The sequence below is a fragment of the Gilliamella sp. CG16 genome, assembly GCF_046635785.1.
Classification (GTDB): Bacteria; Pseudomonadota; Gammaproteobacteria; order Enterobacterales; family Orbaceae; genus Gilliamella; species Gilliamella apicola_I.
In genome coordinates this window covers 160,430-174,960 of the sequence record NZ_JBIDFL010000004.1, presented here as the reverse complement: position 1 = coordinate 174,960, position 14,531 = coordinate 160,430, and the positions used below count along the sequence as shown (strand labels likewise).

The window sequence follows — 14,531 nt, the reverse complement described above, 5'->3', positions numbered from 1 at the left end:
TTCAGAGAAAAGTTAATGATTAATAGTATTGATGATGAAGTAGAAAAGGAAATAGAGCGTTGTTTAGATTTAGATACGCCTAAAAGTTTTTTTTTATTTGCAGGTGCAGGTTCAGGTAAAACTCGCTCTTTAGTTAATGCACTAAATTATATAAAAAATAATTATAAGGAAATTTTTTTATCACAAGGTAAATATGTGGGTGTTATCACATATACCAATGCCGCCCGTGATGAAATTATACATAGAACTAATGAAGATCCAATTTTTCATATAGCAACTATTCATGGTTTTTGTTGGACAGCTATACAAGGCTTCAATGAAGACATTCGAGCATTTTTAAAAGAAGATTTAAAAATTAGAATTGAAGAGTTAAATGCAGAAATAAATAGTGCTCGGAATACAAATACCAAAACATATAGAGATAAAACCCATCGTCGAGAAAAAGCAGAAAAAAGGTTAGTTGAGCTAGATTCTATTTATGAATTCACTTATAACCCTAACTCTAATACTCAATATGGAAAAGACTCTTTAAACCATTCAGAGGTGATCAGTCTTACTATTCATTTTTTTAAAAATAAACCAATATTTCAATCTATATTTGTTCAAAAATACCCTTTTTTACTTATTGATGAAAGCCAAGATACTCATCAGGAACTTATAGAGGCTTTGTTAGAACTTGAGGATAACAACAAATCTCATTTCTTAATAGGGCTAATAGGCGATGATATGCAAAGGATTTATTTGCAAGGAAAACATGATTTACCCTTATATATTAAAAATATTAAAAAGCATTGGGCGACGCCACAAAAAAAGATGAATCATCGAAGCCAGAAGCGAATTATTGATTTAGCTAATAATATTCGACATGAAAGCGATAATATAAAACAATATCCAAGGGATGATAAACTAGACGGTCATGTCCACTTATTTATTTTGAAGAATACGGCTGATAATTCATTAGAAAATGAAGTTAAAATTTGCAGTAAAATGGCTGAAATAACTCAAGACACACTATGGAATCAAGAGGATAAAGTCAAAAAATTATATTTAGAACATCGAATGGCAGCGATTCAACAAGATTTTATTGAATTATACGATATTTTTTATGCTGATAATAAATATAAATCATTGATACTTGAGGGCTCTATTTCAGAATTATCTTTTTTTTCAAAATTAATAACGCCATTAATGGAAGCTCTTTCACAAAATGATAATTTCAAAGTTATGGAAATAGTTAGAAATTCATCGACTATTTTAAAAGGTATCGAAAGTTCTTTAACTTTGACTGAAGTAGTTACAATTGAAACGCTTTCAGATTTAAAAAAATCTGTTCAAAAACTAGCAGATTTATTTTGTTCTGATCGTGATTTTAATTTCCTAGATGTTTTAACAATACTTGAAGAAGAAAAAATTTTCACAATACCATCTAAATTAGATGAGGCTTTTCACGTATATCAAAATATTATAAAAACACAAAAAGTAGAAGAACAAGATGCAAACACAGTTTGGATACAATTTTTGACTGTTCCATATCAACAGTTAATCAACTACACAAAGTATATCAATGATGAAACGTCTTATGCAACACATCATGGGGTAAAAGGTCTTGAATTTGATAGAGTTATGGTTATCATGAATGATTATGCTAAAAAAGGTCGTGGTGGATTAAGTGCTTCGTATGAGAAGTTATTTGGTGTTGTTCCTGAAAGTGAAACAGATTTCAAAAATCAAAGAGAAGGAAAGCAGACTGACCTACAAAGAACTCGTCGATTATTTTATGTAACATCTACACGAGCAAAGGAAAGTCTAGCGCTAGTTGTCTATACAGATTCACCTGATATAGTTGAAAGCAAGATGTTATCCAGACAATGGTTTGTTGAAGATGAAATTACTAGACTATAATTTATAAGTTTATAACATTATCTAGTCTTTATCATTTTAGTTGTTAAAGCGGGGGATAGGATGAATACAAATTATAAACCAATTTAAATTTACCTCATCAACGATGATTCTCTCATGTCTGAATCTTTCTATGGAAGACCAATAGAAAGGAAGCAGGCTCTCTTGCAATAAAGCTACCAAATATTAGCAATGAGTATTTTCTTTTCAGTCTGCCATAATCTAGCAATATATATCAATAAAGCTCTAAATAATAGTAATTTTAAAATACAAATTAAAGTGGTTTCACATAAATCGAATTGATTATTGATACTGTATCTTTTTTGCATTCACTAATTATAAAAAACCCCTATTTATGATAAAAATTCGAGTAGACCATTTATCTTTTATAATTTAAAAGAAAAAGTTAAAGAAAAATACAAAACTAGTAGAAGATAGATATTATGTTAAAACTATCTTTTACATAAAAATAAACTTTGAAGCACAGAATGGGTATATTGGAGTTTAGCTAATTAACAACCTTATCCTTTAAACCCAACCAAGATAAGGTTGTCATGTTTATCCCATAAAATGAACTAAAATAAACTATTTTTATTAACCGATTTTACTTTTTCTACATGGGACTCAATGACATTCCAATGTTCAACGATCTTATTGCCTTCGACACGATAAATATCACATACTTTATTTACAGTACCGTCTGGTAGGGAACATTTATAAAATACGTAAACCATATTCGCTTCACAACTGATGTTGATAATGTCGAGTTTGGGTTTAGTCTTAATAAACCCTTTGAAAAATTTAATAAATCCTACTTGACCATCTTCAACTTGAGGATTATGTTGAATATAGTTTTCTGCAACATAATGAGGAATTTTATCCACATTACCGTTAATAAAAACATCTTTGTAATAATTTTCGATCAATTCTTTATTTTTCATCATAGTTACCTTTTGTTAGAAAGACATACATTCTATTGAAATTAATGATTTATTAAGAAAAGAAGAAGATCTGAATAGCTATTGTGTATTAAAAAATGGATATGATAATGATAAAGACTGTAAATAATAATTAGCTGTTAGTGTTATACCACCTCCTTAATCAAATGTCACGATTTCTGTTTAAACTCGATTAGTTTAAAGTCGACCATATTAGGTCATTTTAATCTTACTGGGATAACTTAACACAATAACTAATTATTTTATCAATATAAAGCATTCGTCATAGGCATCAAAAAAGTCTAAAGGCTATCATAGTCTATCTATTAAAATGTATTGGATAAGTATATACTTAAACAAATGCTGTGTATTTGTGATATCAGTAATGTTTCATTTATGAAGGATTATCAAATATGATTTTAGGTAATATTAACCATTTAAATTTAGTCCCTTATTTGCCTGCCAAAATAAAGCAATCGATTGAATATATCAAAGATAATGTCAATCAAAATACGCCTATTGGGCGTTATGACATTGACGGTGATAAGATATTTTTTATGCTTTCTGATAGTTCAACTCGTCACATTGACAAGGCTAACCCTGAATATCATCAAAAATATATTGATGTGCAAATTGTATTAGACGGTCAAGAGGGAATGGCGATTAATACTTTACCACCTTACACTAACAGGCTCGATGATCAACTTACTACTAACGATATTGCATTTGTTGAAACCCCGAAAGAAGAAACATTACTGGTTTTGCATTCAAACGATTTCATTGTTTTTTTTCCTAATGAAGTCCATAAACCTTTGTGTGCAATAAACAATAACATTAATACTGTTCGTAAAGTGGTCATTAAAATAGCCTTAGATCATCTTTAATTTAGGAATCATTGCGCTAAATTGAGATGAATTTAGCGCATATACTATGACATACTTGCCAAAATTGCATCCAAGCAAATGAGTTTAATAAATAGTGAACATCTATTTTCAATGCTTACTTCGAAAAGTCGGTTAACTGGCACATTATGCTTAAATGTTCTGGCATTAACGGAGTACGATAAAACTCATTATGATATTTTGCTCATTGAATTTTATTGATAAATTTGTTAGTGTTAATAAAAAAACCGTAAAACCCATAAACTCATCAACGGTGAATTAGTACTATATTTCATCACTCATCACTGGTATAATATACAGTTAAATTTTCATTTGAATTGTACAAAAAACATACTTAAGAAGAGATCTATGTCAATTAAAGATATCGATATTCGAGGTGCGAGAACGCACAACTTAAAAAATATTAATGTCATTATTCCACGCGATAAACTTGTCGTTATTACTGGGCTTTCAGGTTCTGGTAAATCTTCATTAGCATTTGATACGCTTTATGCAGAAGGGCAACGGCGTTATGTCGAGTCATTATCCGCCTATGCACGACAGTTTTTATCATTAATGGAAAAACCCGATGTTGATCACATTGAAGGATTATCGCCAGCGATTTCAATTGAACAAAAATCTACATCGCATAATCCACGTTCAACGGTCGGTACGATTACTGAAATTTATGATTATCTCAGGTTACTTTTTGCCCGAATAGGAGAGCCTCGTTGTCCAAATCATAATTTACCGTTAGCAGCGCAAACCGTGTCGCAAATGGTCGATAGCATTATGGCATTACCGGCTGAAAATCGATATATGCTACTTGCACCAGTGGTGACCGAACGTAAAGGGGAATTTGTTAAGCTTTTTGAACAGCTTTCTGCAAGCGGTTATATACGGATAAGGGTAGACGGTGATGTCTATGATTTATCTGATCCACCACAACTTGAATTACAAAAGAAACATACTATTGAAGTTGTTGTCGATCGTTTTCGTATTCGTGATGATTTAAAACTACGTCTGGCAGAATCGATTGAAACAGCACTATCCATTACCAATGGTATAGTTAAAGTAGCTAATTTGGATGATCCAAAAGCTGAAGAAAAAATATTTTCGGCTAATTTTGCCTGCCCAATTTGTGGTTACAGCATTTCTGAGTTGGAACCTCGTTTATTTTCATTTAATAATCCAGCGGGTGCTTGTCCCGAATGTGATGGTTTAGGTGTTCAACAGTACTTTGATCCTAAACGCATTGTACAAATGCCTGAAGTTTCGTTAGCTGCGGGCGCAATAAAAGGCTGGGATCGTCGTAATTTTTACTATTTTCAGATGTTAAAATCTTTGGCGGATCACTATAAATTTGATATTGATAAGCCTTACGAAAAATTACCTGAAAAAATAAAAGATATTTTATTAAATGGTTCGGGTAGTACCGAAATTACCTTTGTTTATACTAATGATCGTGGTGATGTGGTTAAACGAAAACATACTTTTGAAGGTATCATAAATAACTTAACGCGTCGCTATAAAGAAACCGAATCACAAACGATTCGTGAAGAATTAGCTAAATACATCAGTAACCGCCCATGTCCATGTTGTCATGGATCAAGGTTATGTACAACAGCAAGACATGTATTTATTAACGATACAAATTTACCAACGATTAGTGATTTAAGTACTCAACAAGCAAAAGAATTTTTTGACAACTTAGTGTTAACCGGTCAACGTGCCCAAATTGCAGAAAAAATTCTGAAAGAAATTAATGACCGATTACAGTTTTTAATTAATGTTGGACTTAATTATTTAACGTTATCACGTTCGGCAGAAACCTTATCCGGCGGTGAAGCGCAACGTATTCGCTTAGCCAGTCAAATCGGTGCCGGTTTAGTTGGCGTAATGTATGTACTTGATGAGCCTTCTATTGGTCTACATCAGCGTGATAATACTCGCTTAATTGATACATTGACTTATTTACGTGATTTAGGTAATACTGTCATTGTGGTTGAACACGATGAAGAAGCGATTATGGCTGCCGATTACGTGATTGATATTGGTCCGGGGGCAGGGGTTCACGGGGGCGAAGTTGTGGCTCAAGGAACACCTAAACAAATCATGGAAAATAATGCATCGCTTACAGGAAAATATTTATCCGGTAAAGAAAAAATCGAAATCCCCGCAACGCGTACCAAAGTTGATAAAAAACGGATGTTATCGCTAATCGGGGCAACGGGTAATAATCTTAAAGATGTCACGTTAAATATTCCGGTCGGACTGTTTACCTGTATCACTGGGGTATCGGGATCGGGCAAATCCACTTTAATTAATGATACATTATACCCACTCGCTCAAAATGAACTCAATGGCGCTGAAAAAAGTGATATTGCACCTTATAAATCCATTAAAGGTCTTAACTTTTTTGATAAAGTTATCGCGATAGATCAAAGTCCGATTGGACGAACACCACGTTCAAATCCTGCTACTTATACCGGATTTTTTACATCGATTCGTGAGCTTTATGCAGGAGTACCTGAAGCACGAGCCAGAGGGTACAATCCAGGGCGATTTAGCTTTAATGTAAAAGGTGGACGTTGTGAGGCTTGTCAAGGCGATGGCTTAATTAAAGTTGAAATGCACTTTTTACCTGATATTTATGTGCCATGTGATCAATGTCATGGTGCACGCTATAATCGTGAAACGCTTGAGATCAAATACAAAGGTAAATCTATTAACGAAATTTTAAATATGACCGTTGAAGAAGGGCGTGAATTTTTTGATGCGGTTCCAATGATCTCTCGAAAATTACAAACCTTGATTGATGTTGGTTTGGCTTACATTACTATTGGTCAATCGGCAACGACATTATCGGGTGGGGAAGCTCAGCGAGTTAAATTAGCCAAAGAACTATCAAAACGTGACACAGGTAGTACGCTCTATATTTTAGATGAGCCAACGACTGGTTTGCATTTTGCCGATGTTAAACAATTACTTGCGCAATTGCATACTTTACGTGATAAAGGTAATACTATTGTCGTCATTGAACATAATTTAGATGTCGTCAAAACCGCTGATTGGATTGTGGATCTTGGGCCAGAAGGGGGGAATGGTGGCGGTGAAATTATTGCCGAAGGTACACCAGAAGAGGTTGCAAAATCCAAAATATCTTACACGGGTCAATATTTAAAACCACTATTAGATAAACAAAAAAGAAAGTAAAATAGAGTCAATTTTGATTAAAGGATTAAAAAGGACGGGAGGCAACTCCCCACTTTTATTTATTTCTCTATTAATAAACATCGATAAAAAGTTCATTAATTGAATTAGTATAACTTTTTATCGATATAATAATCAGAAAATAGGTACATCTAGGGAGGGGCTTTTGTCATTAGAAATCTTAGCGATGATCATCATCGCCTATCTTTGTGGTTCATTGTCAGGTGCTATGATAGTTAGTCATGCTATGAAATTGCCCAACCCCTTAACGCATGGCTCTCACAATCCTGGGGCAACCAATATCCTACGAATTAATGGTAAACTACCTGCTATTGTTGTCTTAATTTTTGATATGTTCAAAGGTACGCTACCTGTGTATCTGGCGTATCGAATAGGAATATCGCCCTTCTTTTTAGGTATTATTGGCATTTCTGCTTGTCTTGGGCATATTTTCCCCTGTTTTTTTCATTTTAAAGGCGGTAAAGGGGTTGCGACAGCATTAGGGATGATGGCACCGATTGGACTTGATTTTACAGGATGTTTTATACTAACTTGGCTAATAACCTTATTGATAACGGGCTACTCATCAGTTGCAGCTATTATCGGGTTTCTTATGGCGCCATTTTATGTTTGGTTGTTTAAACCTGAGTTGACCTTACCGGTAACTATGCTTTCTTGCCTCATTATTGTTCGCCATAGTAGTAATATTATGCGTTTATTAAAAGGTGAAGAACCAAAAAGCTTAAAGCGATTAAAACTGTAATTTAATGGCATCAGTCGGATTCAGATCGGTTAACATAACAGTATTGACATGACGGTAGCGATGAAAAATGAGTTGTTAACTTCACAAATTATTACTTGATGATTATCAGTTAGAAATTCGCCTAAAAAAGTATCAATCTCAATAAAATTCTCGAAAAAAGAACACGTACATTGATGATGATTGATTCTTCATCGAATTAATTGGTGTTATCACTTTCCTTTTAACTTAACTTATCCAAAAATAATCATCTTTTCAGTTTAATGGTATTGAGTATATTGCTCTTTGGATTCATCATTGACCAAAAATAACGTTGTATCACTGGCTAACACCGCGTTATGCAAACGTATTTTATCTTGTTCATTAAGCTGCTTAATACAAGCAACGACATAACTACACGTTTTATTTTGTAAGGCTTTTTCAATCGTTGATACCAGATTTTCATTTTTTATATTGGTGATATGGATTACTTTTTGCTTATCTAAACCGGCAAAGTTAACCCAAGATCGCTTTAACATCGGTCTATCGGATAACCAAAGCTGCCATTTTTTTGCTTTATTAAATGAACGTAATAACGGTCGCTGTTGTTGTAATACTTGCTGAAAAGGAGATTCAAACTCAAACGCCATAATTTGTTGTGATGATTGTTCAATAAGCATAATGACCTCTAACTGTATTAATATACAGTGTATATTAATACAGTATTTTAAAGTTGTAAATATTTTTTATGTTATGTTAGGCTAATCAATTATTAGGCTAACAAAGCGATCAAGAACGAAAATATTGATAAGTCCAAATGCCTAAAAAAGTCATCAATACCGAGCCAACAACATGGATACCTATTGTCGCTAATGCCCATGTTACTCTGCCTTCCTGCAATAAATTAACAATTTCAGCCGAAAAAGTAGAAAAAGTTGATAAACCACCACAAAAACCCGTGACGATTAATAAACGCCATTCAGGGGAAAGATTAGAATGATTAAAAAAAGCGATGGCAAAACCAATAATATAGCCAGCAATTAAATTAGATAATAGTGTTCCGATTGGAATAGTAAAGGCAACCACATTGAATTTAAGTGATAAAAACCAGCGAAGTAAACCACCCGCTACAGAACCGAATGAAATGGCTAAAATAAGTTTTAGCATCAACAATCCTTAATAAAATTTGAGAAATGATTTTTACTCAGTGAATGAGAATGTCATTATAAAATGACTTAATAAATATTGACTAGTTTTTGTATAACAAATTCTAATAACGCTGCTTGAACACTGAGTTTCAATAGGGTATCAAAAAAATAGAGTTCTTAGGGTATATCTAATAGTACTTAACATAAGTTATTCAAACCAATCTTAACCGATTAAATTGATTTGTTAAGGAATGAATGATAAACATAGAAATTTATTATTAGATTACGATAAAATGGAGATCTCAAAAGATTTAAACGGAAATTATATGTTTACGGGTATTGTACAGGGTGTTGGTCAAATAATTGATATTAACGATCAAGATAAATTACGAACTTATAAAGTTAAACTTCCAAGTCAGCTAACGCAAAATATTGAAATTGGTGCGTCAATTGCGAATGATGGATGTTGTTTAACGGTAACAGGTTTTGCAGATGATTGGGTCTCATTTGATATCATGCAAGAAACGCTAGCTTTAACCACATTAGGCGATAAAAAACTGAATGATTACGTTAATATTGAACGCAGTGCAAAATATGGCGATGAAGTCGGTGGACATGTCATGTCTGGACACATCTCTTGTACAGCAACGATTGTGGATATTCAAAAAACGGCAACCAATTGCCAGATGCAACTTACACTACCCAAACAGTTTATAAAGTATGTTTTATATAAAGGTTTTATCGGCATTGATGGCGCTAGTTTAACGGTGGGCGAAGTAGATGAAAATGGTTTTAAAATCCACCTTATTCCCGAAACATTAGCGATAACAACGTTTAAAAATAAAAAAGTTGGTGATAAAGTCAATATAGAAATTGATTCACAAACTCAAGCGATAGTTGATACGGTTGAGCGAGTATTAGCAACTAAGTTTAAATGAGGTTGAAATAGAACATTGTGATGTAAACTGCCGATTAGTCAATAAGTTAGTTATTTATTTTATTCATTTAAAATATAAGGAGTAAACATGCGTCATTCTACCAAATTGAAACCCTTGTTTTACGGAGTATTATTGTTATTCACTAGTTACAGTTATGCATCTGAAATGCAGCTATCCAGTCCTGATTTAAATAAAAATGGTTTTACAGATCAATTTATTTATAATCAATTTGGTTGTCAGGGTAAAAACCTATCGCCTAGCATTGAATGGAATAATGTACCTAAAGAAGCAAAAAGTTTGGCATTAACCATGTATGATCCAGATGCGCCAACCGGATCAGGATGGTGGCATTGGACGGTTGTCAATATTCCGGTCGATACGACAGCGTTAAAGCAATCAGCTGGTAATAATATTGATTTATTGCCTAAAGGAAGTCAGCAAGTTCGTAATGATTTTGGTACGGCAAATTATGGCGGACCTTGCCCACCAGAAAACTCTAATCACCGTTATCAATTTACACTCTATGCACTTGATATAGACAATATCAATGTTGATGATAAAACAACGCCAGCTTTAGTTGGTTTTATCATCAATTCGCATCAAATCGCTAAAGCATCCATTACCTTCAATTACGGTCGTTGATGAGAAAGTTACTCTTCAATATGAAGTCTTTAATTAGTGATTGAATATAAAAGCTTGATAATATCGAAATCAAATAATCAAACCCAAAGTATACAAAATCAACATTATTTGATTTTGTATACTTACTCAACGGAAAGTTTTATTTATCTTGCAGGAATTTAGCGATATTAGCAATATCGTTAGGTGTGGTTTGACAACAACCGCCAATTAATTTAGCACCAGATTCTATCCAGTTTGTTAACTGATTAGCAAATGTACAATTATGTTGCGGGTTAGGGTGCCATTGTTTGATTAAAGGATCATATACTTCGCCAGAATTTGGGTAAACGATTAATGGTTTTGATGTGAGTTTGTTTAATACATTTAGTGACCTTGTCACTTTTTCTAATGCAATGCAATTGATGCCTACACTGGCAATTTGCTCAATATTATTTAAATATTCGACAACTAAAGATAACGGTGTTCCATCACTCAGATGCTGATCATCTTTCAGTGTAAATGAAAACCAGCAACTTATTTTAGGAAATTGTTTAATCACCTTTGTTAATGCTTTTATTTCAGTAAAAGAAGGCAAGGTTTCACAAGCGAGTAAATCCACATTGGCATCGATAAGTGCTTTTATGCGGACATAATGAAAGTCCATAAAGGCTTCTTCACTCAGTTGATAGGCTCCTGTATATTCGGAACCGTCAGCTAAATAGGCGCCATAAGGCCCAACAGACCCGGCAATAAGTAAAGGTTTAGGTTGGTCTAATTCGCTTAAATACTGTTGTTTAGCTTGTTGTGCAAGTTCAACACTTTTTTGTATTAACGCAATAGAATCGTTGAGATTAATGCCTTTTTTAGCAAATCCTAAAGGTGTTGCTTGATAACTTGCTGTAATGGCACAGTCTGCGCCAGCTTTAAAATAGTCATAATGAACTTGCCGAATTAATTCAGGTTGCTCAAATAATACTTTTGCTGACCATAAACTATCATTTAAATCGCTTCCACGACGTTGTAACTCGCTGGCAAGTGCACCGTCAACAATGATAAAGTTTTTTTGGTTTAATAAATTCTTAATCGGATTATTATTAATCATTTTGAGTAACTCGAGTGTGATACTTATGCGTCAAATGGTAAGCCATAAAACAAACAATGACAAAAGGGATGCCACAATATAGTGCTATTCGTTGCTCGGGATCAAAAGCCAGTCCAATACAGGCAATCACGCACAAAATTGTGCCTAGAATCGGGACTAAAGGGTAGTAGGGCGCTTTATATTTTAAATTAATAATTTGTTCTTGAGAAAGCTTTTGCCTAAAAAAGTAATGTGATACACAAATACTTAACCAAACAGCAACCACGGCAAAACCTGAAATAGCTGTTAACGCAACAAAGACTGTATCGGGTGCAATCACACTAGAAAACAACGCCAGTAATCCCCCTAACATACTCACCGTTATAGCGGTGGTTGGAATCCCTTTAGTGGTTAATCTTGAAAAGCATTTAGGCAAAGTACCTTGATTTGATAACGACCATAACATTCGACCTGATGCATAAAGTCCTGAATTAGCCGCCGATAAAATGGCAGTTAAAATTACAAAATTAAAGATATCTGCAGCATAAGGGATACCAATATTTTCAAAAACCATCACAAAAGGACTTTTAATGACGCCTGCTTGTTCCATGGGCAATAAAGCCGCCAGTACAAAAATAGTGCCAACAAAAAAAATGATTAACCGTAAAATGGTTGTTTTTATGGCTAAAGGAATACTTTTTTCAGGCTGCTTAGTTTCACCCGCAGCAATACCAATTAGTTCTGTACCAGAAAAGGCAAAATTAACCGATACCATTGTCATGATGATAGGTGTCAATCCATGTGGAAACCAACCATTATCTGTAATATTGTGTAGAAATGGGGCTGGCATATCGTTTTTCATCGGTATAAAACCAAAAATAGCTGCGCTGCCCGCAATAATAAAAACTATAATCGTAATGACTTTAATTATTGAAAACCAAAATTCACTTTCTGCAAAAAATTGTGCAGTCACAATATTCAAAACAAATATAACTGCACAAAAAATTAAACACCAAACCCAAACAGAAATATCCGGAAACCAATACTGCATACACATACCCGCAGCGGTTAGACTTGAACCCAATGCAACTGTCCAGGTTAGCCAATATAACCAAGCAACGGTATAGCCAGTAGCGGGGCTAATGAAACGGGAAGCATACGTATGAAAAGCACCGGTTTCGGGCATAGCAACCGCAAGTTCACCAAGGCACAACATAACTAAAAAAACGACCAAAGCACCAATTAAATAGGCAATAATCGCTCCCACGGCTCCTGCGGTTGCAATAATATAACCGGTATTAAAAAATAATCCTGTGCCAATCACGCCACCTAACGATAACATAATTAAATGCCGAGTTTGCATAGTACGTTTAAATTGATTCTCAGGTGATTTAGATAGATGATTGTTCATAACATGGTATGTCCGCTAGCGTATTAAAAAATTATTTATTGTCTCAATTCACATCAAAAATGAGTGAAAAAATCGTCTTTACTATAAATTTTACCATTCACTTCTGCTTGATGTGTATCACCTGAATAGTTGGCATCTGAATATATCCCTTTCATTCCATTTTTATCAAAAGTGAAAAGAATTGAATCTTCTAACCACGATTTTATATCATTTCCTATATCTATTTCATCAATTTGCTTTTGTGTAACAACATTTTGTTGATGATTTTCAAATTGAGCTGCAATATAATTTATAACGTTAAATGGCATATCAAGTTTAAGTTTGAATTGATTGATATTATCGTTAGAAGATAATCCACGAAAACTGGTATTACTCTTATAATCCACTAGCAAATCAGCATTAATATCGCCGACATCAGTATGCCAATTAAATTTATAGGACATGCTCCTATTATCTTTATCAGGATTAACATCATAAGGATCGCTAAATTCTATTCCAAATCCAAATTCGCCTAATACAAACGACAGCATACTGATTCCATCCATGTTTATAAATTCATTATTCGAGGAGATAGAACCAAGGTTTTGGTTTCCATACGTTAATGAGCCTATTTTAAAGTCTATTGAATCATAATAATTCTCATCAGTTTGATTTACTGATTGATTAATTAATATTTGGTTTAATATGGCGGTTGCGTTGTCATTGAAAAAATTCTGGGATATAACTTTATTTATGGTTAAATTGTTATGTAATATTCCTTTTTTAAAATCACCATTTCTAACAGCTTTTACATCCTGAAAATTTAGCTCTTTTTTATATGTCGTAACATATTGATAATTTCTGTCAATAAGATCATAATTTTCTTCTGAATAATAAAGATTTTTCAACTCCAATACATAATTTAAAGAGCTATGACTGCTTTCGGGCTCGGTTTTGATAGAAACTTGATCAAGTTTCAAGGATAGGTTTCTGAATTCCGATGTTAATTCTAATTTGTCCCAGTGTGAATTTACGCTGACAGTTGAAAAATCTTTAGAAACATTGAAAAAGCACTCACCTTCAGTTAAGTACAAATTGTTTTCGCCAAACACATGATTGACTAGATTTATCTTAATAGGGTTATTTTTCAAATAAATACTGAACTCTTTTTGAAAACTTAAATTGGCATGACCAGTGATGAATGATTGGTTATTTGACCATTTCCAAAGCTCTGGAAATGCTTTTTCAGTCATTTGATAATCTATCATTGCGACTTGAGGTGTAAAATCACCTTTAGCGATATTGACGATAGGAAAAGGGCCGTGATAAATTGTAATATCATCACTAAAGAGGATATTTTTATCATTCTCAAGATCCGTTTGATTATCTACTGATTCGGTGATAGTCAGGTGTAATTTCGTTGAGAATAGACCTTTATCATAATGGCTTTTGGTTATATTGATCTTACTCATATCCTTGCTGCCATTAATTTTTTCACTGATTAATGACAGGGTATTATCAATTTCATTTTCAATTTTATTGCCAATGTACCAAGTTGAACCTAAATATCCTATGCTTAAGACTGCAACTATTCCTATTGTAAATTTAATTTTTTTCATTGTTTTCCCGTTATTTTTTATAATTATTAATTTGATTTTGATAAACCTAAAGCAACGCCTAGTT

Annotated in this window: 12 protein-coding genes; 6 read left to right on the top strand and 6 right to left on the bottom strand. The window is 33.4% G+C overall.

Annotation, left to right across the window (positions count from 1 at the left end):
* Window positions 1-15 precede the first annotated feature (15 nt).
* Window positions 16-1,902, top strand: coding sequence for a UvrD-helicase domain-containing protein (locus tag ACGH47_RS06300; protein WP_411623003.1), 1,887 nt, complete (start codon window positions 16-18; stop codon window positions 1,900-1,902).
* Between the two features lie 572 nt (window positions 1,903-2,474).
* Here the strand turns inward: ACGH47_RS06300 and ACGH47_RS06295 are convergent.
* Window positions 2,475-2,840: a nuclear transport factor 2 family protein gene (locus ACGH47_RS06295; protein ID WP_411623002.1), complete on the bottom strand. Its 366-nt coding sequence runs from the start codon at window positions 2,838-2,840 to the stop codon at window positions 2,475-2,477.
* A gap of 410 nt (window positions 2,841-3,250) precedes the next feature.
* Between ACGH47_RS06295 and ACGH47_RS06290 the strand changes: the two genes are divergently transcribed.
* The 3 genes from ACGH47_RS06290 to plsY all read left to right on the top strand — a co-directional run bounded on the left by ACGH47_RS06290 (window position 3,251) and on the right by plsY (window position 7,694).
* The gene (locus ACGH47_RS06290; protein WP_267351891.1) at window positions 3,251-3,721 is read left to right on the top strand and encodes a YhcH/YjgK/YiaL family protein; all 471 of its coding nucleotides are present in this window, start codon (window positions 3,251-3,253) and stop codon (window positions 3,719-3,721) included.
* A gap of 372 nt (window positions 3,722-4,093) precedes the next feature.
* Window positions 4,094-6,934, top strand: a complete 2,841-nt coding sequence (gene uvrA / locus ACGH47_RS06285; protein ID WP_411623039.1) for an excinuclease ABC subunit UvrA — start codon at window positions 4,094-4,096, stop codon at window positions 6,932-6,934.
* Between the two features lie 163 nt (window positions 6,935-7,097).
* A complete protein-coding gene (gene plsY / locus ACGH47_RS06280) occupies window positions 7,098-7,694 on the top strand; it encodes a glycerol-3-phosphate 1-O-acyltransferase PlsY (RefSeq protein WP_267351893.1) in 597 nt (198 codons plus the stop codon).
* Between the two features lie 257 nt (window positions 7,695-7,951).
* Here plsY and ACGH47_RS06275 read toward each other — a convergent pair whose 3' ends face one another.
* Window positions 7,952-8,350 (bottom strand): cell division inhibitor SulA, encoded by a 399-nt coding sequence (locus ACGH47_RS06275; RefSeq protein WP_267351895.1) that lies wholly within the window; start codon window positions 8,348-8,350, stop codon window positions 7,952-7,954.
* 109 nt (window positions 8,351-8,459) lie between these two features.
* Window positions 8,460-8,837: a fluoride efflux transporter CrcB gene (gene crcB, locus ACGH47_RS06270; RefSeq protein ID WP_267351896.1), complete on the bottom strand. Its 378-nt coding sequence runs from the start codon at window positions 8,835-8,837 to the stop codon at window positions 8,460-8,462.
* A gap of 307 nt (window positions 8,838-9,144) precedes the next feature.
* Between crcB and ACGH47_RS06265 the strand changes: the two genes are divergently transcribed.
* Together ACGH47_RS06265 and ACGH47_RS06260 are read left to right on the top strand one after the other, a co-directional pair.
* On the top strand, window positions 9,145-9,756 hold the full coding sequence (locus ACGH47_RS06265) for a riboflavin synthase subunit alpha (RefSeq protein WP_411623001.1): 612 nt from the start codon (window positions 9,145-9,147) through the stop codon (window positions 9,754-9,756).
* An 87-nt stretch (window positions 9,757-9,843) separates the two neighbouring features.
* On the top strand, window positions 9,844-10,398 hold the full coding sequence (locus ACGH47_RS06260) for a YbhB/YbcL family Raf kinase inhibitor-like protein (RefSeq protein WP_411623000.1): 555 nt from the start codon (window positions 9,844-9,846) through the stop codon (window positions 10,396-10,398).
* A 139-nt stretch (window positions 10,399-10,537) separates the two neighbouring features.
* Here ACGH47_RS06260 and mmuM read toward each other — a convergent pair whose 3' ends face one another.
* The 3 genes from mmuM to ACGH47_RS06245 are packed head-to-tail and all read right to left on the bottom strand — an operon-like array spanning window position 10,538 to window position 14,467.
* The gene (gene mmuM / locus ACGH47_RS06255) at window positions 10,538-11,479 is read right to left on the bottom strand and encodes a homocysteine S-methyltransferase (protein ID WP_411622999.1); all 942 of its coding nucleotides are present in this window, start codon (window positions 11,477-11,479) and stop codon (window positions 10,538-10,540) included.
* Window positions 11,472-12,869, bottom strand: coding sequence for an S-methylmethionine permease (mmuP, locus tag ACGH47_RS06250; RefSeq protein ID WP_411605263.1), 1,398 nt, complete (start codon window positions 12,867-12,869; stop codon window positions 11,472-11,474). Before mmuP ends, mmuM begins: the two co-directional genes overlap by 8 nt.
* Window positions 12,870-12,922: 53 nt before the next feature.
* Entirely contained in the window at window positions 12,923-14,467 is a 1,545-nt protein-coding gene (locus tag ACGH47_RS06245; protein WP_411622998.1) for a DUF945 family protein, read from the bottom strand.
* Window positions 14,468-14,531: the final 64 nt, after the last annotated feature.